Genomic DNA, 26,166 nt, shown 5'->3' on the forward strand with positions numbered 1-26,166 from the left:
ACACCCGTCAGCTGAAATTTGTCTCAGCATCTGAAGTGTTATGCCTCCTGATCTGTTTCCGATAACTACTCTTTATGAGAAGAGGGGGATTTGTATATAAATCACGACATCAGAGCAACACAAGTCTATTCGCAGGGAGGCGATTTTGATCAGGGAGCTGTTTTACAGACATAACAGGATCTGGCGGACCTGCTGTATTGTGTTGGCGGTGATCGTTTCTGTCATCCAGTTCATCCGCATTGCCCGGCGTCCTCCCGGCGACTTTCCGTTGCACTGGCTCTCGGGTCATTTCATCGCGACCGGACAATTTCTCTATACGGACAACATTAATTACCCGTACCCTCCTTTCTGGGGTTTTGTGCATTCCGTATTGGCCTGGATTCCCATGGAGACCGCGTATCTGCTGGTCTATCCCCTGTTTTTTCTGGTGCTGTATCTGCTGGTCCGGACTTTAAATCGACTGAGCGAAGTTCATTTTCCGCTGGGTAAAAACGAACTGTTCTGGACGGTGACGATCGCCATCCTGCTCTCCAGCCGCTACCTCGTCAGAGACATGCTGGAATGCGGAATCAATCTGGCACTGGTAGCCGCCGCCTGGCTGGCCGTGTATTTCTGGCGGGAAAAGAAGGAATTTCGCGGGAGTCTGATTCTCGGTTTCGCGATGGCGCTGAAATGTACGCCTTCGTTGTTCTGGGCCTGGTTTATTCTCAAGCGGGAATGGAAGATGGCGGGGCTGACCTTTCTGGCCGCCGCCTGTTTCACGTTGTCTCCGATCATGAAACTGGGATATTCCGAATCCGTGCATACCTATCAGCACTGGGTGAATAATGTCATGCATGGTTTCAAAGAGAAGGATCCTTCCCGGGGAATCTGTGGACCGGTTCCGATCGCGAATATGTCTCTGCGGGTCTCACTGGCACGCTATCTGATGCATTTTCCCTTGGACCACGAAGCGCGGATGAAAACGCCGCTCTATGTGGATTTTCTCAACATTCCCCCCCTCACCGCGGGGCGGATCATTTCACTAAGCATGCTGGCTTTTCTCGGCTTCGTTGCGTGGCTGTTTCGCAGGCATTACGATGATCGTTCGGACGAACGCATCCTCTGGGAATGCGCGGTGGTTTCGATCATGATTCTGCTGTACTCACCGGTCACCTGGGGGCAGCATTGCGTGGGGATCTTCCCGGGAATCTATCTGCTGATTCGCTCCTCCCTGAGCCGCAAGCAGTTCACGAAGCCCTTGAAGATCGGCATCGGAGTCTTCGCCTGCATGGTACTGGTTCTCAATCGCGCGTTCGTGGGTAAGTTTTACAGCGAGCTGCTGGGAACCTACCATACTTCCACGTTCCTGTTTCTCGGCATCATCTGCTTTCTGCTCAGTCGGCATCACTGGGTGACCAGGGAGAAAGCACCGCAGGTCGAGAAACAACCGGTCCTGGAACACGAGCCAGTCAAGGTCTGAGCTTCACGATTCGCGAAGTCTGATTACTCTGGCAGTTCCCGGCGATAGTCATCCCGGTAGAGGCCGATCTGATCGAAGGGAATCGGTTCAAAACTGATCTGCTTTGTCAGCAGGGAAGGATCCTGGTGCAGTTCCAGCTTCCCCTGTGCGGTTTTCGTCATACCCAGCGCAATCGGCTTCGCGGCAGATCCGCTCAGGTTGGTAAAGCCTTTGAGATCTTTCGTCAGTGCGATTCCCTGTGCAGCGCCGCGCGTATTGACGGCCAGATTGTGTTCGATTTCAAACTTGTCGAGCAGCTTCTTGACATTCCCGTCAAAGTGAGCGACTTCTTTGGTACAGTCCACAAAAACGTTACGGCGGACGGGATCGTATAAAGGCTCGCGGGGTGAGTCCTGCATGATCTTTGCCAGATGAGGATAACGTTCACTCCAGGGCGGTTGTTTGTAGTTCATCTTTTCCGCCTTGGCTTCCAGGTTCCAGCCGGATGACTTGGGGTCGTTCCACTGTTTCCAGGTCATCCCCCGCGAATCGATGTGCAGTCCGATGGGACAGTCGATCACCAGATTATTCAAAATGGGATTATCGCGACCGCCGCCGATCATGATCGCCCGGCCCGTCTGAAAGAACACGTTGCCTTCCACCGTGTCGCCGCTGTCACAGTCATCGAGGTACACGCCCATCGTATTTACATGCTCTGCGTCGCCGCCTCCCAGGTTATGGATGAAGTTATGTTTGAGAATATTTCCCTGGCTGGTCCAGTCGCGGCCCGTGTAAAAGGCGCCCGAGTCGCCGGTCTCCATGACCACGCGATAGATTTCGTTGCGTTCGAACCGGTTCTCATTTCCGCCATACAGAATCGCGTTGTGGGGTGCATCGTGGATGCAGTTGTTCCGTACAATCTGTCCGCAGCCATTGGCGTAGATGCCCGGGGCATAAGTCCGCTGGAAGAGGCCATAATGGTGAATGTGATTATTGATCGCCCGGTTGTCGGCCCGGGTGAGTTGTTTACGATCACCGCCTGACAGAGAAATTCCCCGGGTTCCTAAATGATATAGATCGCAGCTGCGAATGGTATTCTGTTTCCCGTTCACAGAGATGCCGCCACTGGCCAGATTGGCAATCACACAGCCGGCCAGTTCAACGTTTTCGGTGTTCCGCAGGGAAACCCCTTCGGAGTGACCAAATTCCAGATTCAGATTCTCGAAACGGATATGCTTTGTCTCCTGCAGTTTGAGCAGAGGCTGCGTCAGTGTAGCCAGGACGATCGAGGTATCTTTCAGGTTCCCATCCGGATAGAAGTAGAGTTGCTTTCGTTTCCGATCGAGATACCACTCGCCCGGGGCATCCAGTTCCTCCAGAACATTGAGAGCGAAGAAGCGACGTTGTTGGGAGCCCCAGGTGCCCCCCATGATGCCGTAATTGTGCGGGGCAGCCAGCCGGATGATCTTCTGTTTGGGATCGTAGTCTGCAATCCGGATGACTTCATCGCTCCAGTCGTGGGTCCAGTAACCGAGCAGCCAGACCCCTTCCTGCAGGTTCCAGCGGGCCGGTCGCGGATCATCGAAGACGAACGCACCGGGATGCAGTTTCCGTTTGGCCGGGTCCTTGGCTTTGGGGTCGGGCAGGCCTTTGTCGACCGCTTTGGAAAAGGTGGCCCAGCCGCCGTTGTCTGCATCGGCATTGGGCCAGCGGGCGAGGGTCATTGGTGCACTATTTACATACAGCCAGGGGCCGACGGGGACACCGCGGTAAGAGCGTTTGAATTCTGCAAACGTGCCTGCAGAAACTTTCGACAGATCGCAGACACGAACTTTCTTCTGCGCGGAAGCAGGAATCCGTTTTAAGACGGAGGCATCTGTGACCGGCTGAAACGAGGCAGGGTTCAGATTGACGCCTCCCTGGATACGGACCCGACCGGGTTCTGTCGCCCGATACACGACGGGAGCTTCGGCGGTACCACTGTCCGCTTTCTGGAATTCGAGTGATTTCTGGATTTCATAAACGCCGGGTTGAATGTGAACCGTAGCCGATTCACCCATTTTCAGCTGACCATTCTGACGGGACTTACGGATCGTATCGCGTGCCTGATCGATCTGTCGGAACGGTTTATCACGACTGCCATCTCCCTGGGGAGCGGCATCGGCTTTGACATACAGGTTGAGATCCGCCTGGCCGGTGCAGGTCAGACTGAGTATGAACAGACTGGTGAGGAATATCTGGAAAACGTTCATTGAGCGACCTGTGTTATGATTCATAAAGGAAGACATACTGCGCGTTTTGATTCCGCAGTACTGCTTTTTCGAATATAGGAGGCGGGTTGCTCAGCGTCAAATTACCCGGCAGTGTACCCTGCGCGAGGAACGATTGCCGAGGCTGGCGAGCTGGCGATTGAGTTACCAGGATTGAAACCGCATTTCAGAAAAATCATTCAGATCAATCCGGGAAGGTAGCCCGGCGATGAGCGGTCCCACTTCGTCGATAGGAATGTGTTTTCCAAAACTCCCTTTCTGGTCAGGGATCGGAATTTCCATCCAGATCAAGTCGCCGTTGCGGATGAACTGCAAAGTGGTGTCATGCTCATCAATCAGCCCGAAAAAATCATCATCGCCCTGGAGTAATTCGAGAATCCGATCCCCGGCGATGTTCAGATCCATCTCGCAGGCTTCTTCCGGGCTGACCACTTCATCGGTCTTGTAGCAACAGTAGAAGGCTTGATATCCCATAGTTCTCCCGGTCGGTTGATGATTCGTTACTGATTGCTCTATTGGCCAATGGTACAACACTCAGACGGTCTGTCAAACAGCGGACTGAAATTCCGGGTTAATCACTGGTTACCAGGGGTCATTCCGCAGCATGCTGTGAACTTTGTCCCGCACATGCGGGTGGAACAGGTGCCCGAAGCCCGCTTTTTCCAGGCGGTAAATCAGTTCATGTTGGGTGCAATCCAGGCTCTCCGCGCAGGCCTCCACGGACCAGTTGTGATTGGCCAGCTGCATCAGCAGATAGGCTCGCCGGCACTGGGCGGCAGAGAGGCGATATGATTTCAGGTATTCCAGCGTTCCATTTTTACGCACAATGGCTTCCCCGATATGGTTTTCCGCTTTCGGGTTCAGCTCCGTCATGAATCGCTGCAGCTGAAATGGTCCCATGTGGTAAACCATCTCATTGTGAACCGGACACCCCAGAAGGTTGTCCGACATCAGCGTGTGCAGCGCTGACCAGTCGGAGCGCACGCGATCCACTTCATTGCGCAGATCCTGCAACGACTGCACGCGGTCGGCGTCGATGTCCTCCGGATGCAGTCGGTTTTCCTGCGCATACAGTCCGTAGAAGTAGAGCAGTTCTCCAAAATCATCAGTCAGCAGCGTTTCGTGCAGGTCCCGGTAGTCATCCGGATGAGGCACAATGAACGCCGACGCCAGGGCATCGCCGACAAAGACCAGCGAACCGACTTGATTCTCGTGAATCTCGAAAACGCGGAGGGCATCTTCCAGCCCCTTGATCCAGCGACCGGGAACCGACATTTCACAGCGCGGACTCAATCCGTCGCGGATCGCGGCGCGGGAGTATTCTTCCCAGATCACATCGGGCCCGCCAAAGTGCAGTGAAAGAAATCCTTCCAGTGAAACATCCATCGGCAGGAACCGCAGGCGATTGCGATCCTCCCGTTTCCGCATTTTTTTCATCACCCGCGCTGTGGCGAAGCCCAGATCATGGACCTGGCCATCACTGTTTTTCTGCTTTCGCAGACGTTGGATCTGTGTACCGTAGGCGACTGTCGGCGAACCATCGTTCGTCCAGTCTGCCACAAAGGCGTGCGGAATATACGAATAGTAAGCCGTTTTGCTGTCGAGCTGGACAGCGGCGATGTCCTCGTGATAGGGCCGCCGCGTCAGACGCAGATCTTCACGGACCTGTTTGCGCAACACGGGCGCCAGCCGCACCCCTCCCAATACCTGGGAAGGAGCGAGCGTCAGGCCTTTCAGAGAGATGGTCTCCAGCAGATCGTCCGGTTTTGCAGATTCAGGTTTCATCAGTGTTCAGCATCCTGTTAACGCGGTGAGCGAGATACGTTTCCAGATCCGCCAGTGTGGTTGTTCCCGCAGTGAAACGGGCGAATCCCAGCATGGTGGGAATGTCTTCCGCATCGCGCAGTCCCACGGTGGGGATGGTCGCCCCCAGCCGCCTCGGTGAATAATGGTCGGCATCGAAGACCGGATTCATGTGCACAATCTCCGGAGTATTCCCTTTGCCAATCGCTTCCCGGTACACGCGGGCCACCTGATCCACCAGTTGGGGAGGATCATTTTCGTAACCGTCGGAGACAATCACAATCAGATCCGGCTGCCAGTCCAGCGCATCGAGCAGCGGTTCTGCCAGCGCCGTCTGTCCTGCCGGTCGTGTCAGGAACTCATCTTCTCCCTCTGTATTCGCAGGCGTCCAGAATGCCCGATAGTCACGTGACGCTTTTCGCAGGAGGTAGCTGGCTGCCAGTGCCACGCCCAGGGGACGGTTTCGTCGTTCGCGACTTCCCTTCGTAGACCGGCTGCGATCAAGCACGGCCGCCACGCGTCCCAGCGTCAGGGGAGCGCGCCGCAGGGCTTTCTCAGCCGCCGATTCCAGTGCTGTCTGCAGCTCCGCAGCCCGGTCCTGACGTTCGCTCTGCTTTAAAGAAAGAACATAGAGCGCCAGTTTCGTCAGTCCGGCCCGGCTCAGGTCAAATTCAATCTCGACCCCTTTCGTCCGCGCCGCAGCCGACTGATAGCGCATTTTTTCTGCCGCCGTCATTTTCGGTTCGATCTTCTGCAGGAAGACCTCGCGAGGGACCTGATGTTTCTGCGCCAGCGATTCCGCCACCGTAAACGGCAGTTCATAAATCGCAGCCGCACTGTACTGCGCCTGGCGATACTGATTCAGCAGAGGCCGGGTGAACGGTTTCTGGTTTGCATGATCAAACAGAAACCGTCCCAGTTCTTCGTCGAGTTGACAATGAATGTGCGCAGCTGCGGAGCGGTACTTGTTGCGATACTTGATCGCGTCAAATTCCGGTTCACGCCGCCAGGCCAGATAGGACTTGATCACGGCCCGCGTACGTCGGTTGTTAATCCGGTTCTGTTGCAGCCGGGTAAACAGCGCATAGACCCTGTTGGGAGGCAGTCCGCGCAGGGCAGCTGCAATCAGTGCTCCTTCTTCAGTCCGCTGCGCGAGATCAGCCGGCGCGCCGGACTGGAGCAGGTTAAAGATAATCTGCTGCTGGTTAAAATGATTGATGCCAGCTGACAACGTCCGCGCATAAAGTAAGCGGTAATTGATCAGCACGTACTGGTGCAGGAATTCAATCGAAACGGTGGCGAGGTACAGGTCGGTGTAGTACTCATTCTGTCGCGTCGCGGCGAAACAGGAGTTGATAAACATCACGAGGTCTTCCCGCTCGCACCGTTCGCGCAGGCGCATTCGTTCGGGAGACGATGTTGAAAAAGTGCCGTCTGTCACAAGTGTCAGTTCCTGAGTCAAAAAGATCCGTTCGGGGAATGCAGACAGCGACGAGCTGAAAAGCTGCAGAAGCTTACGCGGAAGTCACTCTCAAGTCCCACGAACGGATGTCCGAGTATCCCGCGCCACCGCGGGTATAGCAAGCTCAGATGAAATGACAGGCAAACCTGCGGGAAAGTTCACCTGATTCAGACAACATGTTGACAGGCCGATACCTTCTGGTAGGATTTTTCTTAACCTTCTTGTTTTGACCTGCCGTACAAAGGACCCGCCCGATGAAAATCTCAAACGTGATTTATCTATTGTTGCCTGTTGTCATGCTCAGTCTTGCCGTGACGAAAACAACTCAGGCCGCCGACCCGTCTGCAAAGGGAGATTCAAAACAGATTGATCTGGGCGAAGAGGTTTCTCTGGAGGTCCTTTACATACCGCCGGGCAAATTCATGATGGGCAGTACCCCGGAAGAGAAAGCCTGGGCGACCGGCATTGAAGGAGGTGCGACGCCGGGCACGACGCGGGAATCATACGAAGGAGAAATGCCCCGTCCGATGCAGGTCAAAGACGGTTTCTGGATGGGCCGCACCGAGGTGAGTGTGGGACAGTTCAAACGGTTTGTCGCCGAAACGGGCTACGTGAGCGATGCCGAGAAACCAGGCGGAGAAACGCAGGTCTTTGATCCCAACTGGAAGATCACGGCCAAAGCGCCGCCGCACCCCTGGATTTCGGTGAAAGACAAGAGCTGGCGGGATCCAGGTTTCGGGTTTCCCCTCCGCGACTGTTATCCGGTGGTCTGCGTGAGCTGGAACGACGGTCGCGCGTTCTGCAAATGGCTTACCGAGCGGGAAAAGAAAGCGGGGCGCCTGCCGGATGGGTTAGTCTATCGTCTGCCGACCGAAGCCGAGTGGGCGTATGCCTGCCGGGGGGGAAGTACGGAGAGCCATTATTTCTGGTGGGGCGATGATCTGCGCGACGGCGAAGGTCGGCTGAATATTTCCGCGGTCGATTTTCTGCCCGGCCGCAACAAAATCTGGCCGCTGGCGAATGCCCCCTGGAGTGACGGCTTCGCGTTTGTCTCTCCCGTCGATCAATATGGTGAGATGGGCCGCAATGGTTTTGGACTGGCCGACATGTGTGGCGGCGTGTGGGAGATTGTCCTCGATCACTTCGATCCAAAAGGAGGCCATGAAGAAGTCTATTTAGTGGAACAGAATCGTCGTCCGGTCTGCCGGGGCGGAAACTACTTCGACGTGCCCGGCAACGCCCGCTGTGCCGTCCGCCTGGGGCTCAAGAGCGATTATTATTCCGATTCCCGCGACGGCTTTCGGATTTGCCTGGGAGTGCCTCGGGGGTGACGATGAGTCTGGCGGTGTTCATTCAAAACCGGAAGTGGTTTGTTCTGCTGGCGATTTTGACGGTGTTGGTCTTGTTACTGTTCGTCATTACTCGTTCGGATTTTGAAGCCGCCTGGTCTCTACCCGCTGGGGAAAGTGGAAATTATTATGAGATCCGGATCTCACCCGACGGCGAGTGTCTGCTCGGGGTAAAGAATAACCGGCTGGAATTGTTCGATCTGAAATCGAAGCAACGAAAGTGGCAGATTGACAAAAGTTTTTTGCCTGCCATTGCCTGGCTCGATAATGAGCGGATACTCGCGGTCCCTTCAGAAGGAACGCGGGATCTGATGATCTACTCCCGAGAAGAGGGAACTCTGCTCGGGAAAACAATCTACGCAGCCGGCTGTACTGACGTCAGCTGTTGCGGTGAACTTGTGGTGGGGACGGGTGGCGATACATTGAAAGACTTTTTAGGTTTCGGTCAGCCATTTGTGCTGCGACGCGCTGACTTGAGAGGGTTTGTTTGTAAAGATGCTGACGGTGAAGTCCAACTTATCCTGGACTGTGACGACGCCTCCGGTCGCTCCATTACAGCGTGCCGGATTGAGGATGATCAATATCGGATCGCTGTCACATACGATTCGCATTGCCCGGCCAAAATCTGCACTCTGACAATGACAGAAGAATCAGGTATTCACGGACGCTGTCCGCCTTCGATCAAAGTTGATCTGATTCAGGAAATGGCAGTCCCTGATGGCTCCCGTGTGATCTTGAGCACAGATGGTCGTTTTCTCGTCATGCTGAGTTCTGATGGGCTCAGCAGGTATGACTGGGCGGGCAGTGACTACCAGCAGAAGTCGCAGTTTAAAACACCCATTGATGTCAACGCAGATGGAAAGTGCCTGGCGATATCACCCGATAACCACTGGATCGCCTGTTGTACGGGGTCTGAAGTGCTGGTGCTGAATTCGACAGACCTTCGACTAACTGGCCGGATTCGTTCTGCCGCGTATGCCCTCTGTTTCACTCCCGATTCCCGTCAACTGGCAATTGCACAGGACATGGGAGTATCAGCTTTTTATATGGAATAGCAGGAGATGTAAAAATCATTCATTCTGAGCAGGTCCACACTCTTCCAGAAATGCTTTGAGAATTTTGGCAGCACAGCCTTCTGGATCTGCTCGATCGAGTGCAGGTCTTAACTGCTCACGAACAGTACAAACTTCAGGTGAAAGATCAATTCCTCTGATAATGCGAATCAGCAGTAATTCTTTGGCTTCCCTGCGAATGGCTTCGCTCTGGTGATGCATCAGTTTCACAGCGGTTAAGTCGACTTCGGTTGAAGTACCAGAAACACTTCTGAGCGCGGTGATTGAATGCTGTTGTACTGACAGGCTTGCGTCATGCTGAGCCAGCTGACAAAGTGTGGTGATCAAAGACTGGCTGCTTCCCTGATGAGATCCAATATAGGCACCCGTTGCGTTGATCGTCATGATTCGAGTGCCTGGATTTTGATGAGCCAGGTATTCCTGAAGTACCGGAACTGCTTCTGGTCCTGCTGACCTGCTGGTGTCATAGGCCATCCTTCCCATCTGATTCTGTAGTTCAAAACGCAGTATCCAACTGGAGGGTGCCAGCCGCCAGAACAGGAGCAATGCCAGAGGAGTACCGATGAAAAACAACAGGCATCCCAGGCCGGCGCGATTATATTTCAGATGAAATTTCGGCATCATCATCGCGGTACCTCAATCCACTGCAGGTCATCGGTGGTCAGATCCAGCGTGGCGACGGTGAAGGCCTTGGCGCGGAACAGGGCGCCCGGATTGATGCGGCGGGTGCTGCCTTCCCGGAAATCGTGGGTCTGATGTGAATGGCCGGTGAGCAGGTAATCGGGCTCGGCTGCCAGCAGGGTTTTCAGATCGCGAGTAATGTGACCGTGCACCAGGGCGATTCGTTTTGAAGCGAGCTTGACTTCGCCGCCCCACTGCAGACAATGAGCGCCCTGTGCCTTGGCCGCCTGTTCGAGCAGAGGGACGGAATCGCAGTCGTGATTGCCAAACGTAAAATAGAAAGGGAGTACCGCACAGGCGGCGACGATTTCGGGGGTCGCCAGATCACCACAGTGAAACAGCACTTCGGCTCCCGCGTCCTGTAGAAGTGCGACAGCCCGCTCGGTCCGTTCGAGATGGTTATGCGAGTCTGAGAGAATGCCGATTTTCACTCTGCCTGCTTTCTGTTACGACGGCAGCGTGTGCTGCAATACCTGACTTCCTCCCAGACGCGAGCCCATTTCTTTCGCCAGGTAAAAGGCCGCCCGCAGGCGGCGCAGCGTTTTTCCGGCAGTTCTGATTTTCGGTGCGTCATGGATGCCAATGCCCTCAATCCAGTATATTACATTGATGAATTTTAGGAGGCACTGACTTCCGCGACCAGTCATATCTGGAAACGGAAGTATCACACAAGCCGATTTCAGATACGTTCCGATAACCGCTTATTTACTGTCACGGTCGTGGACCTGCGCCGGCGGGGCTGTCGCTTCGACGGCGACGAACGGTTCCAGGATCTGATAGCGATGGACCGCATGCTTGGGGACCAGCCAGCTTTCGCCCGGGTTGAGCAGCAGCTTCTGGCCTTCCAGTTCCAGTTCGGCAGTTCCTTTGATGACGTAGCCGACGACTTCATAATCCCGACTCATCGGTTGCGGGTCGACAGACCCCGGTTCTTCTTCCCAGAGACGCATCGAAAGAGAAACCCCGGATGCCAGGTATTTCTGTCCCATGGATCCCTGCGGAGAATGAGCAGCGTCTACTTTTTTAATTGTGGTATCGTTCATTGGGAAATTCCTTTCTGATAAAGTGAGCTTGCTTGCGCTGTTGTTGGTGAAAATTCACGCATCAGGAGCAGAGAGAAAAGCCGCAAAAGATATGCCAGTGATGTTCTGTCTGCTTCACACTTTGCGACAAAGTGTTGGCAGTCAGGCACGTAGAAAAATGCGTGTTTTCAGGGTGAATACGTTACACTTGAACGCTCAGCCCCCGGTTTGCGCGGCAAGCCACCAATAGATAAATTGATCTTGCCGCGCCCGTTGAGCATAATAAGAGGAAATACGTTTTGCTGCCTGACACACTCTCCGACTTACCCACCAGACAGGACTGCTCTGATGAACTTACTGCGTATGCCCTCCCTCAAAATTCTACTGCCGTTGTGCATCCTTTTTTTGACAATCGTGACCTCTGTCCGGGCGGAGCATGAAGGCAAGATTCAAATCCTCCTGCTGGGAGACAGCACGACCGAGGGAAGCATTCCCCGGCGGCTGAAACCGGAAGGGCCGCACCTGGAATCCGTGATCGAACAGCTGCTGGCAGCGGAAGGAGATTTGCCGGCCTGTCATGTGGTGAACTCCAGTCTGAGCGGCGAATACATCAAACGGCTGTTCGATTCGGGTCGCTATGATCGCGACGCTGCCAAGCTGCCGGGCGTGGATTATATCTTCATCCGCTATGGCTTAAATGACCGGGCCAAGCGGGAAGACTTCACGGAAAACTTTCCCAAAGACTTCCACGCACTGCTGGCCCGTCTCCGCAAGGACCACCCGCAGGCGGTGCTGATCCCGATGACGGTGATTCCGTTTGCCAATGAAGAAGTGAGCAAAGAGATCAACGATCTGGTGTTCGGGGTCGCAAAAGAAGAGGGTCTGGAGGTGTTCGACATCTACCCGCGGTACGCTGCCGAACTGCAGAAGGGGCAGAACATGCTCAATTACCGCCGGTATCCCGTGGAGAAAGTTCCTGCAAAATACCAGGACCTGATCAAACCATTTATTTCAGGCGGTCGGGTGGTTGTGATGGCTAATGAGCTGGATCCAATCCTGGGGCACCTGCCCGGCTGGTACTCGGACCGGCATCCGAACCTGGCAGGGTACAATGTGATTGCCGACGAAACGGCGAAATATCTCGCACCGAAACTGCGTGCCCGCAAAACGAAATCAGAAAAGTAAACCGGCGTTAATCAAGGGATGCTGACCATGATGCGATCCGTACAACGAATGACAACCAGACTGATCCTGCTTGCTGGGCTGTTGGGAATGACGACCCCCGCCGAATGCGGACTCTCCGCGGGTGCTGCTGCGGTGGATGTGACACCTCCCACATTGCCTGCGATTCAGAACGGCTTATTTCTGGAACAGAATCAGGAGAACGTGCTGGATCGGCTCAAAGCCCGCTGTTTTGTGTTGAAAAATGATCGGGCGGCGATCGCGATCGTCGTGGTCGACTCCTGTATGATTCCCCGCGATGTCTGCGAACGGGCCAAACTGCTGGCCCATAAGAAGACGGGGATTCCCAGTCATCGGATCCTGATCGCCTCCACGCATACGCACTCTGCCCCCAGCGTGATGAATTTTTGCCTGGGAACCCGCAGTGATCCGAACTACGAACGCTTCCTGCCGCCGAAGCTGGCCGAAGGAATCGCGCAGGCGTATGCCAACCTGGAACCGGCGCGGGTCGGTTATACCGTGATCGATGCCCCCGAACATACACACTGCCGTCGCTGGTTACGACAGCCCGACAAGCCTGGCGTCGATCCGTTTGGTGATAAGACCGTGCGGGCGATCATGCATCCCGGCTATCAGAATCCGGAATTCACTGGTCCGGCCGGTCCCGCTGATACGGGGCTGTCGCTGCTCAGTATTCAGTCGGCCGACGGGAAGCGACCGATCGGTCTACTGGCGAATTACTCGATGCACTATTTCGGGGCGCGGGGCGGATTTTCTTCCGATTATTATGGCAAGTTCTGTGATTTGCTGGAACAGAAAATCGGTAGTCAGGGAGAGAAGCCGTTCGTAACCGCCATGTCTCAAGGGACGTCCGGCGATCTGCAGTGGATGAATTACGGAGCGCCCCGCCGTACTGATTATTCGATCGATCAGTATTCCCGCGAACTGGCGGACATTGCCTGGAAAGCGTATCAGCAGATTGAATATGCGAGCGAGGAGCCTAAAGTGATGATGGCCGAATCGTGGCTATTGATCAAACGACGGTTGCCGAACCAGGCACGTCAGGCCTGGGCGGATAAATTGAACCACGAACGGGGTGAGCGTCGACCCAAGTCCAAGCCGGAAGTATACGCGGAGCAGGCCCAATGGATTAAGGAACATCCGCAGGAGCAGATCGTGTTGCAGGTCATCCGCATCGGCGACCTGGGCATCACGGCGATTCCCAATGAAGTGTATGGTATTACCGGGCTCAAGCTCAAAGCACAGAGTCCGTTTAAGCAGACCTTTAACATGGGCCTGGCCAACGGAGCCGCCGGTTACATTCCGCCTCCCGAACAGCATTACCTGGGCGGCTACACCACCTGGCCCGCCCGCACTGCCGGCCTGGAAGTTCAGGCGGAACCGCAGATTGTCGACAAACTGCTGCAGCTGATGGAAGCCCTTTCCGGTGAGAAACGCAAACCGCTGACCACCGATTTCTACAACGACGAGCAACGCACGGCGATTGAGAAGGCGCGGGCGGAGGATAATAACCGGGTGAATCGCGGGGAGTGATAATTCAAACCAAAGTCAGATCGGTTCGTCAAACGCCTTTGCAATCGAACTGGCCAGCTGCTCCAGCGAATAGAATTTCGTGGCGACGTCACGGATGTGGGCGACGGTGGCGGATTTGATGAACATCATTTTCGCCAGGTGTCGGGAGTCGTTCTGGGTGCTTTCCACGCGGTGCTTGCGGCGTTTTTCATATAGCAAAAGCGCGTGCTCCAGGAACTGTGTGTTGGTGCGGGACAATTCATCCGCCAGGACCGCCGCCGATTCCATGGCCATCGAAGCACCGATGCCGGCGGTGGGGAGGAATCCGGCAGCGGCATCTCCCAGCAGGACCACGCGGCCCCGGGTCCATTCGTGGGCGCGGATGTCAGAGAGCTTCCAGAAGAACAGATCTTCGCTGTCGTCGGGGAGCGCTTCCAGGCAGGTATCAACGAGCGTTCCCATTCCGGCGAATTGTTCTTTGATACGATTGCTGCGGCCCGGTCCCTGTTGTTCGAAGTCGCCTGTCACCGGGGCACCTGCGTAGACGCCCGCGCCCTCAGTCGTGGGATAGATGCCAAAGAAGCGGCCGGCACCCCAGTGTTCGACGAAGGTTTCCTGGGGGGACTTGATCGAGGTCGACCCACCAGACCCAGCCCCCCCAGTTGGTGTGGTAGTAAGGCTGCTCGCCGAAGATCATCTGGCGGACCTTCGAATGAATGCCGTCGGCACCGACGACGAGATCGAAGGTTTCGGTACTGCCATCATTGAATGATGCGGTGACCGTTTCGCCGTTGTCTTCCAGTGTTTCCAGTGTGGTATTGAAACGAAGGTCGAGATCGTCGATGGCAGAATGCAGGAGCTTGACTAACTGGGGACGCGTGCAGCTCAGATTGGGGCCGAAGCGGTCGGAGATCGGCGCCATCGACCAGTGCTTGACGAGCTCACCATGATTGTCGCGGACTTCATAATGTTTGCATTCGAGGGTCTCGGCGGCGAACTGTTCGTAAAGCCCCAATCCATGCAGCACACGATAGCCGAGCGGCCAGAGACCGAGCATATAACCGGCGTGATCAAAATTGGCAGCCCGTTCGATGAGCGTAGGGTGGTATCCCCGCTGCTTCAACAGGGCCGCCAGGGTCATGCCTCCAATACCGGCTCCGACGATGAGAATCCGCATGGTTCCTTTTCTCCGTAAAAGGGAATATGACAGTTGTCTGGTCTATGGTACCAGATTTATCGGGGACGTTTCAGAATCATTTCATATGAGAATGAGTCATTATAGCCCGAGGCACGTCTGGCAGTCACCACTTCCCAACCCTGAGTCCCCAGTTCATTGAGTTCGTCAGTTAAAACTGAGTCTTTTGGTGAGACAATTTTATATTCCCATTGAGGGGTAGTGGAAGCGTTGAGCAAGATGCTGAGAAGTTGGACTACAAGGATCGATGACACCAGTATGACAAGCACAAGTGAAAGAGACTGCGTTTTAAGAGCAGTCGTCGGCGTTTTCGTTACAGGAGTTTCGGTTTCTATGAAATCCTGAGGTGGGAGACTGGTATTCGTTTCCTTTCCAAGAGGCTCAGGAATTTGTGGTTGAGGTTCGGGTGGTTTGGGCTGGATCGTTCCCATCGTCTGACAGCTGAGGCAACGCGCTTTTTTGCCGATAAACTCATCTGGTGTTTCTTCGGTATGTCCGCACTGGGCGCAGATAAATATTGCCATCAGTTCTCCTCTCTGGTCTTGATCTCTTAAGTGAATGAGAGTTTCAGTTTATCTGCATGTGCACATATGATCAAGCGGGTCTGACTCCTGAAACACTCACGCATCTAAACTGCATCGATTTCTCGTTCCCTGGTTTTCTCCTCGAAATAAAGGCTACCCAAATTCGGAATTCTGAGTAGAACTACTTCGGTACCGTTCCATTACTATTCAGAAAGACCCGATCATGAAAACATACCGGCACGAATTTCCGTCCGTGGAAGACTATCTGCACCACAGGCCTCCGTATCTGATGGTCGATGATATCCAGTCGATTTCGGATACAGAGATTATCACGACCCGACGGATCACCGGTGATGAGTACTTTCTCCAGGGGCATTTTCCGGGAGCGCCGGTGGTGCCGGGGGCGATGCTGCAGGAGATGACGACGCAGTCGGCGGGGATACTGATCGCGGCCCGCTACAACCCGATGCCGGAGTACAACACTCACGATCCCCACTTCAATGAGTATGCCCTGGGTGTGCTGGTGAAAGTGGAACAGGCCCGCTTTAAGGGCTTTGCCCGACCCGGGGATCAGCTGGAAATCCGGGTGCATCTGAACGAACGGCTGAGCGGCATCTTCGATTTTCAAGCTGCGATTGCGTTGGAAGACAAAGTCATCATGCGGAATCAGTTCCAGCTGACCAATATCGAGTCGAGCGTGCTTATCGGTCCGGTGGAGGTGTAATGGATTCCCTCCCTGGTTAAGCTGCAGCACTTTTACTGGCAGGCAGAAAGCAGCCGTTGGGCGGTCGAATAAAACCAGAGGCCTGCATCATTGCGGACCATGTGTGCGATTTCTCCCAGTCCCCGGAATTTCTGATTGTCGATCCGGGTTCCGTTCAGGCGTTTCAATTCTGCAGCCAGGTAGGGCAGGGGAAACCAGTGTGACTGGTAGAAGGTCATCAGCTGTCGACGCCACCAGGAAAGATAAAATTCCTGGGTGACCATATCGGTAAACAGGTGACTGATGATGAAGGCCACACCGTTGAACAGAAACAGGAAGCCCACGATCAAAAGGGTCCCGGAGATCGAATCTGATTTGTTGATCAGGCAGAGCATGATCACGAGCATTGAGATCAGGAAGATCAGTGTGAACGCCAGTCTGGGGATCTTGACCGCCTTGCGGTATTCGGCACCTTCACCTTCGGCAAACAGGCGGCCCGCCAGTTGAGAAGTCTGTTCCTGCAGCGTGGCAGGATCGTCCGGCAGCCAGTCGGTGTCGATCCGTTGTGAGACATCAGCGGCGATGGTCTCCCAGAGGTAGACCACAGTTTCGCAGTTCCGAGAGGGGACATCGAACTCTTCCAGAACTTCATCCCGCTGCGAAACCAGCGTCAGCTGACATTCCAGAAAACGGCGATCCGCTGTCTGTTCGTTTTGCGTGCAGTAATCAATGATCGTCTGATCGATGAGCTTTCTGACCGGTCCCCCTTTTAAAAATTCCTCCCGCTGTTCCTGGTAGCTGCGGATCAAAAACAGAAACTCGTATTCCTGTTCGAGCCAGAAAGTCATCCGCTCGTGGTATTCGTCGATCTGTGCCAGGGTCATCCGGATCCAGCCGGGATCCGCTTTCCAGAGCGCGGCTTTAAGCAGATGCACATAAAAAACCAGCATGTGATCGACACGATGATCGAGCAGATTTGACTCGCAGGTTTCCAGAACCTGCCGAAACCGGCTGAAGGGAACCTCTCTGAGCAGGAGGTCCCAGGCATTTTCTGTCAGATAATAAAACCGGTCATTGCGAATGATCCGCGATGTCTGCACCAGCAGCTTCCCCAGCCCGTTGATGGTCTGGTTGGTCAGAAAATACTGATGCAATAACTCAAACAGGGCCGGCTCTTCCGGGTGGGCTTTCAAGCCTTTCAACAGCCACAGCGGGAAAGACAGTTCTTCTTCCGACAACAGATCGGAGATCAGTGCCAGTGCGTAATAATCGTAGGGTGTTTTATGCGGCAGGGATCTGAGATCCTCGTAGAGTTCCGGCAGCGGTTCCTGTTTCACCCGTTCGTGCAACTCCAGGAATTCAATCAACGGGGCGGATTCGGAATTCGGGTCTTCCTGGCTGGAGCCAGCCGGTGAGACGGGCGTCTGGTCCTCAGGCAGATCGCGCGGCTGCTGGCCGGGCACAGGCAGGCTTGACCAGTCGAATTGTGATTCTAATGGAATGGTTCCCTGGTGAGGGGTTTCTCCATAGCGCAGTGCATCGTTGAGCCGTTCGTAAGCAGCCCGGATCCGCTGAAATTCTTCGGGATATTTTTCCGGTTTAAAGCGTTTGATCAGCGCATTATAGCTGCGTTTCAGATCGCGGACGTCATACTCGCCCGACAGTGAGAAAAACTGTTCGGGCTGATCTGGTAACAGGTCCCACTGAGGTTCGCCTGGATCGCTCATGAAGAACCCCTTTTCTTCTCAATGAAGCGTCGGATCAGCCGAGTCACACCGAACAGGAGCACCAGGCCCAGGGTGACGATGACTGTCATCTCGGGAAGATACGTCAGTCCCAGTCCCACCACCAGAATCAGGGCGGCGCTGATCAGGAAATGCAGGATATGCACCGTGCGGTTAATTGAGGACTGCGCTTTACCTGAAGTGGCGATCTGGTTCAACCAGTATTTTTCGAGCTCATAGAGTTCCGGAAATTCCTTGCGAATGACTTCCGCGATCCGGCGGAAGTCCCGGGGTGAATGCAGATCGAAATCAGCCAGTTCGAAATCGGTGAGCTCAGTTTTGCTGGTGCGGAGTTTTTCCGCTTCGTCCGGGGCGGCGATCACCAGTCGACTGAACTGTTCGAAAAACTCATCGAAACAGGTGTGGTGGTGTTGCAGGCGCTGAAACGAACCTTTCAGACCGGCCACCTGTTTCAGGCGACTGACGGCAAACCCGAGATCGGGGAACTCATCTACGTCCAGTGCCTCCAGCTGTTCCAGCAGCGATGGGGCATCGATTCGCCAGAAGTTCTTGCGGATGGCTTCCAGTTCTTTGCGTGTCTGCTGCTTCCGGTCTGAGAAATGCAGAACCTGATCATCCAGGAACAGTCGCGCGGACGATTTCGGATTCAGAAAGTGATGGCGCCGGGCCAGGATTTCTTCGGTTTGCCCCAGCGGATTTAACTGCAGTAACCGGCTGAGGTAGTCGGTTTCAACAGAATCCGTCATACCTGAAATTCCTGATCATCCTCATCGTAACAGAACCCGAGTGCTGCCAGTGAGGTCAGCAGGTTCTGCTTTGCCTGTTCAAAAAAATCACGATCTCCCGAAGCCATAGCCTGCTCGAAGAAGTCGATGGATGATTCTAGTTCATCACGCTGAAACGGGCTGACTTCACCAATCACCCGTTCGGCATATCGCACCAGATGCTGGTTCTTGACGTCATCTCGCGGATAAAATTTGAGCTTCTGCAGTTTTTTGACGGCGGCATCAATCTCGGATTTGGATGTCAGTTTCGCATGCTGGGTCAGCACGGTTTTGAACTTCGTACCGGTCTCGGGAATATAGGCTTCCACTTCAAGGATGCCGTTCAAGTCGTATGTGAAGCGGAGGTGCACCGGCTTGCCTGAGGGTCCTGGCGGGATTCCTTTGACTTTCAAGGTGCCCAGGAAGAGATTGTCTTCGACCTTGCGGCCTTCACCCTGGTAGATGTTGATGGTCATCTCGCGCTGATTGGGTTCGACTGTGCCTACAACTTCTTCACGTGAGACCGGGATCGTCGTATTGCGATGGATGATCGGCAGATAGTAACCATTCACCTGGCGGCGTCCGAATTCTTTGATAACTTCAGTGCCCAGCGTAAAGGGACAGACATCCGTCATGACCATATCTTCGACTGCGCGGTCGTCCTGAATCAGAGCGGCCTGCACGGCAGCTCCCAGAGCTACCACTTCGTCCGGGTTATGCGTGCACAGCGGTTCGACGCCGAAAAACTCGCGAATAAATCCGCGGACGGCTTCCATTCGCGTTGCTCCCCCGACCAGGATGACACTGTCGAATTCCTGTGGCGCGATGCGGGAGTCGCGGACCGCTTTGGCGATCGGGCGTGCCAGCCGTTTGACCAGCGCGTCGACGATCTGCTGAAATTCTTCACGGGTAATGGTGTAAGTGGGGGCCTCTGCTTCCATTTCTCCCTGCAGATTGGGAATGCGGATTTTGGCTTCCGGTTCCCGTGCGAGGGTACATTTGGCTGTCTCGCATTCCTGCTTGAGCCGACTGACCAGCAGGGGATGTTTGACCTCCGCGATCTCGACCTGCAGCTTCTGAGAGGTGAGCACTTTCGCCAGGATACGGTTGGTGAAATCTTCACCTCCCAGCATGCTCTCGCCGGCGGTCGAGATGATTTCCAACGTTCCTTCGAATACTTCCATTGCCGTCACATCGAAGGTGCCACCGCCGAGGTCGATGACGATCAGCTTTTTCTCGGCCTGTCTGTCATGAAAACCATAGGTCAGCGCCGCTGCCGTCGGTTCGTTGATAATCCGGCGGACATTCAGGCCTGCCAGCTCACCGGCCTGTTTGGTGGCATTCCGCTGGTGGTCATTGAAATACGCGGGCACCGTGATGATGGCGTCGTGGACTTCCTCGCCCAGGTAAGCTTCCGCGTCCTGCTTCAGGGACTGTAATACCAGGCTGGACATCTCCGTTGCTGTAAAGACTTGCCCGCCGATTTCGACTTTGCGATCCGTTCCCATCAACCGCTTGAACACCCAGGCACATCGCTCGGGCTGAGTGACGCGGGTCTCTTTAGCGGCAGTGCCGACCAGCACACGGTCGTCGTCGGAAATACTGATGACCGAAGGAGTAATCACTGAACCATGGGCGTTGGGGATAAGTTTGGGCGCGCCGTCCTCAAAAATGGCGCACAGGGAATTGGAGGTGCCCAGATCGATACCAATGATGTGTGTCATAGCGAATGTATCTAGCTCTATAGCGAGTCTGCTCGGTCAGACTGATTTCGGGAATGGGGTCACTGATAGTCAGATTGTAATCTTCCGTTCAGGCTCTTTCCACAGTCAAATCGGGCAACTTGACAGACGGGCTCAATCTTCTGTTTCGAGTCGAGGGAAGAGGCTGAAAGAGTCGACACGTATTTTCAGACGGGGGTTCAACAGAACTGTTTACGCAAGAGGTTTATTCCAGGTTGAGTGTGCCCAGGTCGACGGATTCCGCAGGCTCTGACTGATCAGCCGGGGGAACGGTGAAGATATAATTTTTGAGCCTTCCAACGCGGTTCTGGTAAAAGTCGACACTCAGCGCATAGTTTCCCGGCGGCACATCGTCGATGCGGAAGGAACCGTCACTGCCCACAGTCGCGAAAAAACTGGGAGATTCGGCGAGTAATTTTTCTCTCGCGTCCTTATAGTTCTGGTAGATGACTTTTTCTGCCTCAAAGTTATCAGATTCTTTCCATTTCTTGAACCATTCACGGAACTTCAGGGGATCTTTCTGGAGGTCTTCGGCCGACATGATCCCGGGAGGTGGATTCAGAAAGCGCCGTCCGTCAATCATGGCGAACTGCCAGAGGGGTTTTCCTTTGAACTTTTCAGGGGGAGCCAGTTTGCCAGTCACAACCCGGCCCGTACCGCCGATGTCCTGGGTAATGGTTTTCCCGGGAACCAGCTGGAGGGGGATCCGGATTGCCGAGGTCACTTCCATGGCACCGTTTGTCCCGTGCAGCATGGGTCGGCGGTTGATACGACCTTTCCCGGGCCAGACCCGTTGAAATACGTATCTCCCCAACTGGTCTGAGGTCACATCGTGATGAGTGAAAATATTAGGCTCATCCTTACCATAGGACAAAGTGACCTGGGTCATGATCGTGAGGGGCAGATTAGCCCCGGGTTTCTCTCCGATTTTGAATACGCCTTCCACACGTGCCCAGGGGGTCAACAAGAGTGGGTCAGGAAGTGGGCCGGAGTCGGACTTGTAGTGGGCGAAGCCGGCAGGGTGTGTGATCACCAGTTGCCAGGGTTCCTGACGCGCGGAAAAGTGGAAACGGCCTTTTTCATCGGCACGGACTTGTGTGGCATTCGTAGAACTATCGTCGATTTTGCCGTTTTCGACGCTGATCTGGGAACCTTTGACGCCGAGCGCGACTTTGGCATTGGAGGCAGGTTTTTTGTCCGGCGTCAGAATGGTCGCAGCGATATCTCCGGCTGGTTTCAACGCGAAGTCGACGTTGATTTGACCTTCATCGGTTTGAATGTCGCGTGAAATCGCCATTTGATAGCCGGGGGCTTCAATCCGTACCAGGTGGGCAGGATAATCATGAGTCAGCCGGACACGGTATGTGCCGTCGGTGGCTTCAAAGCTGTCTCGGGGAATCCAGTTCATCCCGATACGAGGGTTGCTGTTACGCAGACCCGGTGTGACGAGGAATTTTTTGATGGGCTGTTTTGTTTTGGCATCAACGACGCGACCGGAGACGACCAGCGCACGAGGGGGAGTGAAGACGTATTCTTTTTCCCGGGCGACCAATGGTTCTTCCGAAAGTTGCATTCCCCCAGGACGGCAGATATCAGCCCGGAATTCATCAAGGGGGGCTTCGTTCCATTCCCAGACACCGTTTTTGTCGGCGTACTGGCCGATGTGGTCAAACTCAAAATAGTCGATCCGCCCTCGCCAGCGCTGGAAGAAGATACGTGCTTTCGGGATCCCTTTCCCCTGTTCATCGACTACGCGGATCCGAATATGCCCGCCTGGCTTCAGGACGAAATCGACGGGGTCCATGTCTGGAGAGACGCGGACTTCCTGCATTTCCAGGGCACGACCTTTTGCAGAGGCGACCACGCGCACGAGACTCGGTTCGCATCCTGAAAGTACATAGACGCCATGCTCGTCGGTAGTTGCTTTGCGCTTGTCATTCAGAAATTTGGTGCGGATCAGGGCACCGGCGATCGGTTTCCCGTTTTCATCCGTCACGGTGCCTGTGAATGACAGGCCCCGTTTGAGGACGGTCTGTTGCGTCGGACTCTGGTCTGGCTTGAGGCCATATTTGCCCCGCGAGAGTCGTCCTCTCCAGGAACGAAAATCGGGATGATTCACATCAATGTGCAGATCCGGTTTTGATCCCGGAACAAAATCATAGCGCCAGCGTCCTTCCGCGTCGGTAGTGAGTTTCGTACCGACCCCCAATGTGCTGGTATCGCCAGGACGTTTTTTGAATTTCACGCTGGGAGAGACTTTCGCACCTTTGATCGGCTTACCCGCTTCGTCAACCACGATGCCCCCGACCGACCAGCCTTGATCGAGGATCGCGGTAAATTCGTCAGGTACGGCCTGCGGGTATTCGCTGACATTCCAACCGGCCCAGTAAGGACCGAACCCCCGTTTTTTGATGCTGAGGTTAAACCGCTTCATCTCGTGTGGGATTTTGATGAAGAGTTCTCCCTGATCGTTCGTCTGGGCGAATGGGCCGTAAGTCGCTTTGCGTAAGTACTTGCCGCGAACAATCTGTTTTGCGGTCGGGGCAGGATCGCTGCGGATCTCGACCGTCACATGGGGCACCGGTTTGCCGGCAGGATCGACGACTTTCAGTTGAAAGAGCCTTTCTGAATCCGTTTCCGGATTTGAGTCAGCTGTTTTAACGTCTCCTTTGTCAGCAGGTGGTTTCTGCTCAGCGGTCTGCGCCGTGGCTGTCGTGAGAAATAAGATTACCGGCAGGGCGGTCATCAAGATCAGCAGCGTAAAGATGCCGCCCCGCGAAACGGGCAGCGGTTCGTTCAGCGGCTCTCCGAACAGACGTGCAACGCGGCGGCGTATTTCCGACGGCGATCTGCCGGCAGCGGAGAGCGAGGTCAGTTGCTGTTCGGAAAGCCGGCTCCGATGTGCCAGCTCCGCAACCCGGAGTAGAGCCGTTGAGTAGGCTACGCGTGCCTCTGTGAGCGGACGGTGTTCGTTGGTATTATTCTGGCAGGTCATTTCATCACAACAGTATTCGCGGAGCAGGCTGATGCGGTGGCTGAGGTACCAGAGTGCCGGATTGAAAAACAGAACCACTTCCGCCAGACGCTGCAGGAGATTGACCCATAGATCATGTCGTCTGATGTGAGCCAGTTCGTGGGCCAGAATCAGTTCCAGTTCGCCAGCGGAGAGACTGCTCAATATGGAGGCTGGCAGCAGTACTGTCGGCCGGAGCAGGCCTGTCACCTGGGGGACTACAATTTGTTCGACGCACGCCAGGGCGGACTTTGAGGTTCCATTGCGCAGAGAGACGCGCGAGCATTTCAGCACAGGGACCTTCCGAAATCAGAGTGGCCGTTTTTCGGACGCGTACGATTCGAAAATGGCTGGCAAGCAACCGTACCAGCATCAGCACAACGCCTGCCAGGTATAAGCCAACAATCCAGGGTGTCAGTAGACGCCAGTCAAACGGAGCAGTTGCTGCAGAGAGGCGGGCTGTCAGTTGTGGACTTCTTGCCTGGTGTTCGAGGGGTTCTGCAGTTTGAGGTGGTATCGATTCAGCGGGAACGGGGAGAGGCGGAGCCGATGCCCCCATATCCGGTTGGGCAGCAGGCGAAACGGATTGCGTTAGTGCGGTTGTCGTGAGAGCTGCAGTCTGGCTGACGCTGGTCTGGTCGGAATTTGACAGACGCAGCCACTGGAAGTTGGCCGGCAGTGTAAGACAGGCCAGGATCAATGCTGAGACGTAAAGGGTATAGCGCTGTTCGACGCGCATTGATTTCCAGAGCCGGTCAATGGACCAGACGAGCAGGGTCAGCAGGATAATCTGCCAGAAGGAGTGCAAGAGTGTCAGACACAGTTGACTGTTCCACGTCGGGTCGATCAGGTGATGCCAGCTCATTGTTTCAGCTCCTTTGCCTTGCGTGTGATCAGCTTGCGGAGTTCGGTGAGCTCATCAGAGTCCAGCTCAGCCGTTTCGAGGAGATTCAGCACCAGGTCCGTTGAAGATCCTTCAAAGACGCGTGTCAGAAGGTCGCCCATGATGCTGCCGGTAATGGCCTGCTTTTCCTGAGCCGGGGAGAACTGAAACGACTTGCCGGCTTTTTCGCGTTTCACATAACCCTTGCGATACATGATATTTAAGATCGTGATCACAGAGCTGTGAGTCAGAGGCCGGGCGGCACTGGTTTCGAGTTGATCCCGCACTTCACGCACGGTAAGCGGGGAGGTTGACCACAGGATCTTAAGTATTTCCAACTCGAGATCGGTCGGATGTTCGGAGACGGGACGTGCCATCAATCTGCTCCCTGCAGGCAGGTCAGAGGAACCTGCCGGGTGATTCAGGAATAATATTTAATTCATTAAAAGATGGTAATGGAGGCACGGCAGTCCGTCAAGAACTGTTTTTAATTTATTAAAAGATGTGTGAGGTCAGGGAGCTTGCTGCAGCCAGTGGATGCCCTCGCGGATGTTGCCATACACGTTCCCTTTCCAGCCATGACCGCCCGGATAATTGACCAGGGTGATCCGCAGTCCGGCTTTGGTCAACTGGTCCTGTGCCTGCTCCGCCATCCAGTAGGGGCAGATTCGGTCCTGGGGTGAGTGCAGCAGAAAGATGCTGCGTTTGCGCGCGTTCGCGGGATCAGGCAGTTGTTCGGGTTTGAAGACGGACATGGCAATCAATGCACCGCTGACGGGAGAGTCTTTTTGCAGGAGTGTGGCGTAAGCGGCTGGGCCGCCGGACGACCAGGCGAGCAGGTAGATCTGTTTTTGATCCAGCTGATAGTTTTTTTCCAGGGCTTTAATGATGGCAGCAATCAGTTCCTCTGTAGTATAGCCGATGCCTGGCGTTTTACTGTCCGAAGTCGGCCAGACAATCTGTTGTGAGTCGGTCCATTTTCTGGCCAGGGGTTGTACGAGGATAAATTGATCGTTGAGTGCATTTTCATAGATGCGTTTCACGAAGGGGTGGAAGTCGGCAGAACCGTCTCCGCCGGGCAGGACGATTAACAGAGGCTGCGTTTTTTCGGAAGAGTTTTTTTTCTCCGGCGCAATCAGCAGGTACTCTCCTGCTTTATCTCCCACTTTCACCTTCCGTGTTTGGGGAGACTTTGAAGTGGCAGCGGTGCCTTCCCCCTTGAGCTTCACCTGCAGGTCGTCAAACCAGACTTTTCCAGGACCATAGATCTGCAGACCGATGACGAGTTGACTCGTATTCGCCGGCACGGAGACTTCGCCGGTATACTCTTTCCAGTCATGTGTCACAGGTCCATCACCGGCCTGTTTGGCACCGATGTAGCAGGCCCATTGATGACCTTTCAGTTTCTGGTTTTGATCCAGAAACTGCACATCAATGATGGCCTTCGTAGCCTGCTCTGCTTTCACCTGGCAGCTGATTTCCAGGGTCTGGGCTTTGCCATCGCAGGGGAGCAGGCGGTACCACTGGGCAATGGGGAAATAGCGTTTCGCGGACTTCTGCAGAGAGAGACTGCGTTTGCCGGTTTTACCTCGGCCTTTATCATACACATAGCGGACACCGGGCAGGCGGGCTCCCTGCTTCCAGTGCTCGGGAGCTGTGGTTCCCGTTTCGAAACTCTCTTCGAGCAGCATTCCCGAGTCGTCGGCAACCGTGGTGCCTGCAGTCATCAGGGTGAAAGCGAGCATCGTGATTATTATCTTGAATTTCGATGGCATGTTGAC

24 protein-coding genes are annotated in these 26,166 nt (G+C 54.7%); 6 read left to right on the forward strand and 18 right to left on the reverse strand.

Annotation, left to right across the window (positions count from 1 at the left end):
* Window positions 1-199: 199 nt before the first annotated feature.
* On the forward strand, window positions 200-1,462 hold the full coding sequence (locus Enr10x_RS00200; RefSeq protein WP_197997425.1) for a glycosyltransferase family 87 protein: 1,263 nt from the start codon (window positions 200-202) through the stop codon (window positions 1,460-1,462).
* A 23-nt stretch (window positions 1,463-1,485) separates the two neighbouring features.
* Here Enr10x_RS00200 and Enr10x_RS00205 read toward each other — a convergent pair whose 3' ends face one another.
* The 4 genes from Enr10x_RS00205 to Enr10x_RS00220 form a co-directional block, all read right to left on the reverse strand.
* Complete coding sequence (locus Enr10x_RS00205) at window positions 1,486-3,693, reverse strand: right-handed parallel beta-helix repeat-containing protein (RefSeq protein WP_197997426.1); 2,208 nt, start codon at window positions 3,691-3,693, stop codon at window positions 1,486-1,488.
* Window positions 3,694-3,855: 162 nt separating this feature from the next.
* Window positions 3,856-4,185: a hypothetical protein gene (locus tag Enr10x_RS00210; RefSeq protein ID WP_145102712.1), complete on the reverse strand. Its 330-nt coding sequence runs from the start codon at window positions 4,183-4,185 to the stop codon at window positions 3,856-3,858.
* A 108-nt stretch (window positions 4,186-4,293) separates the two neighbouring features.
* Window positions 4,294-5,496 carry an ARPP-2 domain-containing protein gene (locus Enr10x_RS00215; RefSeq protein WP_145102714.1) on the reverse strand — a complete coding sequence of 401 codons (1,203 nt, stop codon included), beginning with the start codon at window positions 5,494-5,496 and terminating at the stop codon, window positions 4,294-4,296.
* Window positions 5,486-6,955: a hypothetical protein gene (locus tag Enr10x_RS00220; protein WP_197996321.1), complete on the reverse strand. Its 1,470-nt coding sequence runs from the start codon at window positions 6,953-6,955 to the stop codon at window positions 5,486-5,488. The genes Enr10x_RS00215 and Enr10x_RS00220 overlap by 11 nt, the downstream gene beginning before the upstream one ends.
* A 275-nt stretch (window positions 6,956-7,230) precedes the next feature.
* On the opposite strand from Enr10x_RS00220, the gene Enr10x_RS00225 reads away from it, so the two are divergent.
* Both Enr10x_RS00225 and Enr10x_RS00230 read left to right on the forward strand, forming a co-directional pair.
* A complete protein-coding gene (locus Enr10x_RS00225; protein WP_145102716.1) occupies window positions 7,231-8,307 on the forward strand; it encodes a formylglycine-generating enzyme family protein in 1,077 nt (358 codons plus the stop codon).
* Between the two features lie 2 nt (window positions 8,308-8,309).
* Entirely contained in the window at window positions 8,310-9,380 is a 1,071-nt protein-coding gene (locus tag Enr10x_RS00230) for a WD40 repeat domain-containing protein (RefSeq protein ID WP_145102718.1), read from the forward strand.
* 15 nt (window positions 9,381-9,395) lie between these two features.
* Here the strand turns inward: Enr10x_RS00230 and Enr10x_RS00235 are convergent, their stop codons facing one another.
* The 4 genes from Enr10x_RS00235 to Enr10x_RS00250 all read right to left on the reverse strand — a co-directional run bounded on the left by Enr10x_RS00235 (window position 9,396) and on the right by Enr10x_RS00250 (window position 11,122).
* A complete protein-coding gene (locus tag Enr10x_RS00235) occupies window positions 9,396-10,025 on the reverse strand; it encodes a HEAT repeat domain-containing protein (RefSeq protein WP_145102720.1) in 630 nt (209 codons plus the stop codon).
* The gene (locus Enr10x_RS00240) at window positions 10,022-10,510 is read right to left on the reverse strand and encodes a metallophosphoesterase family protein (protein WP_145447791.1); all 489 of its coding nucleotides are present in this window, start codon (window positions 10,508-10,510) and stop codon (window positions 10,022-10,024) included. Before Enr10x_RS00240 ends, Enr10x_RS00235 begins: the two co-directional genes overlap by 4 nt.
* The gene (locus Enr10x_RS00245; RefSeq protein WP_145447792.1) at window positions 10,507-10,653 is read right to left on the reverse strand and encodes a DUF2256 domain-containing protein; all 147 of its coding nucleotides are present in this window, start codon (window positions 10,651-10,653) and stop codon (window positions 10,507-10,509) included. Before Enr10x_RS00245 ends, Enr10x_RS00240 begins: the two co-directional genes overlap by 4 nt.
* Window positions 10,654-10,780: 127 nt before the next feature.
* Entirely contained in the window at window positions 10,781-11,122 is a 342-nt protein-coding gene (locus Enr10x_RS00250) for a cupin domain-containing protein (RefSeq protein WP_145447793.1), read from the reverse strand.
* Window positions 11,123-11,449: 327 nt separating this feature from the next.
* Between Enr10x_RS00250 and Enr10x_RS00255 the strand changes: the two genes are divergently transcribed.
* Window positions 11,450-12,286, forward strand: a complete 837-nt coding sequence (locus Enr10x_RS00255) for an SGNH/GDSL hydrolase family protein (RefSeq protein WP_232093182.1) — start codon at window positions 11,450-11,452, stop codon at window positions 12,284-12,286.
* 27 nt (window positions 12,287-12,313) lie between these two features.
* Window positions 12,314-13,837: a hypothetical protein gene (locus tag Enr10x_RS00260; protein ID WP_145447794.1), complete on the forward strand. Its 1,524-nt coding sequence runs from the start codon at window positions 12,314-12,316 to the stop codon at window positions 13,835-13,837.
* Between the two features lie 15 nt (window positions 13,838-13,852).
* On the opposite strand, the gene Enr10x_RS30470 is transcribed toward Enr10x_RS00260, so the two are convergent.
* Genes Enr10x_RS30470 through Enr10x_RS00275 form a run of 3 tightly spaced genes read right to left on the reverse strand, consistent with a single transcriptional unit; the run spans window position 13,853 to window position 15,535 of the window.
* Entirely contained in the window at window positions 13,853-14,344 is a 492-nt protein-coding gene (locus tag Enr10x_RS30470) for an FAD-dependent oxidoreductase (protein ID WP_197997427.1), read from the reverse strand.
* 28 nt (window positions 14,345-14,372) lie between these two features.
* Window positions 14,373-14,993 (reverse strand): FAD-dependent oxidoreductase, encoded by a 621-nt coding sequence (locus Enr10x_RS30475; protein WP_145447796.1) that lies wholly within the window; start codon window positions 14,991-14,993, stop codon window positions 14,373-14,375.
* A gap of 56 nt (window positions 14,994-15,049) precedes the next feature.
* A complete protein-coding gene (locus Enr10x_RS00275) occupies window positions 15,050-15,535 on the reverse strand; it encodes a DUF4177 domain-containing protein (protein ID WP_145447797.1) in 486 nt (161 codons plus the stop codon).
* A 223-nt stretch (window positions 15,536-15,758) separates the two neighbouring features.
* Between Enr10x_RS00275 and Enr10x_RS00280 the strand changes: the two genes are divergently transcribed.
* On the forward strand, window positions 15,759-16,259 hold the full coding sequence (locus Enr10x_RS00280; RefSeq protein WP_145447798.1) for a 3-hydroxyacyl-ACP dehydratase FabZ family protein: 501 nt from the start codon (window positions 15,759-15,761) through the stop codon (window positions 16,257-16,259).
* A gap of 32 nt (window positions 16,260-16,291) precedes the next feature.
* Here Enr10x_RS00280 and Enr10x_RS00285 read toward each other — a convergent pair whose 3' ends face one another.
* From Enr10x_RS00285 to Enr10x_RS00310, 7 genes are all read right to left on the reverse strand, one after another.
* On the reverse strand, window positions 16,292-17,965 hold the full coding sequence (locus Enr10x_RS00285; protein WP_145447799.1) for a J domain-containing protein: 1,674 nt from the start codon (window positions 17,963-17,965) through the stop codon (window positions 16,292-16,294).
* Window positions 17,962-18,729, reverse strand: coding sequence for a hypothetical protein (locus tag Enr10x_RS00290; RefSeq protein WP_145447800.1), 768 nt, complete (start codon window positions 18,727-18,729; stop codon window positions 17,962-17,964). The genes Enr10x_RS00285 and Enr10x_RS00290 overlap by 4 nt, the downstream gene beginning before the upstream one ends.
* Complete coding sequence (locus Enr10x_RS00295; protein ID WP_145447801.1) at window positions 18,726-20,471, reverse strand: Hsp70 family protein; 1,746 nt, start codon at window positions 20,469-20,471, stop codon at window positions 18,726-18,728. The genes Enr10x_RS00290 and Enr10x_RS00295 overlap by 4 nt, the downstream gene beginning before the upstream one ends.
* Before the next feature lie 223 nt (window positions 20,472-20,694).
* Window positions 20,695-23,712: a carboxypeptidase regulatory-like domain-containing protein gene (locus tag Enr10x_RS00300; RefSeq protein WP_197997428.1), complete on the reverse strand. Its 3,018-nt coding sequence runs from the start codon at window positions 23,710-23,712 to the stop codon at window positions 20,695-20,697.
* Window positions 23,597-24,367, reverse strand: a complete 771-nt coding sequence (locus Enr10x_RS29770; protein ID WP_197997429.1) for a hypothetical protein — start codon at window positions 24,365-24,367, stop codon at window positions 23,597-23,599. Before Enr10x_RS29770 ends, Enr10x_RS00300 begins: the two co-directional genes overlap by 116 nt.
* Entirely contained in the window at window positions 24,364-24,762 is a 399-nt protein-coding gene (locus tag Enr10x_RS00305; RefSeq protein ID WP_145447803.1) for a BlaI/MecI/CopY family transcriptional regulator, read from the reverse strand. Before Enr10x_RS00305 ends, Enr10x_RS29770 begins: the two co-directional genes overlap by 4 nt.
* A 135-nt stretch (window positions 24,763-24,897) precedes the next feature.
* On the reverse strand, window positions 24,898-26,130 hold the full coding sequence (locus Enr10x_RS00310; protein ID WP_197997430.1) for an alpha/beta hydrolase: 1,233 nt from the start codon (window positions 26,128-26,130) through the stop codon (window positions 24,898-24,900).
* Window positions 26,131-26,166 lie beyond the last annotated feature (36 nt).

Source organism: Gimesia panareensis (assembly GCF_007748155.1).
Taxonomy (GTDB): Bacteria; Planctomycetota; Planctomycetia; order Planctomycetales; family Planctomycetaceae; genus Gimesia; species Gimesia panareensis.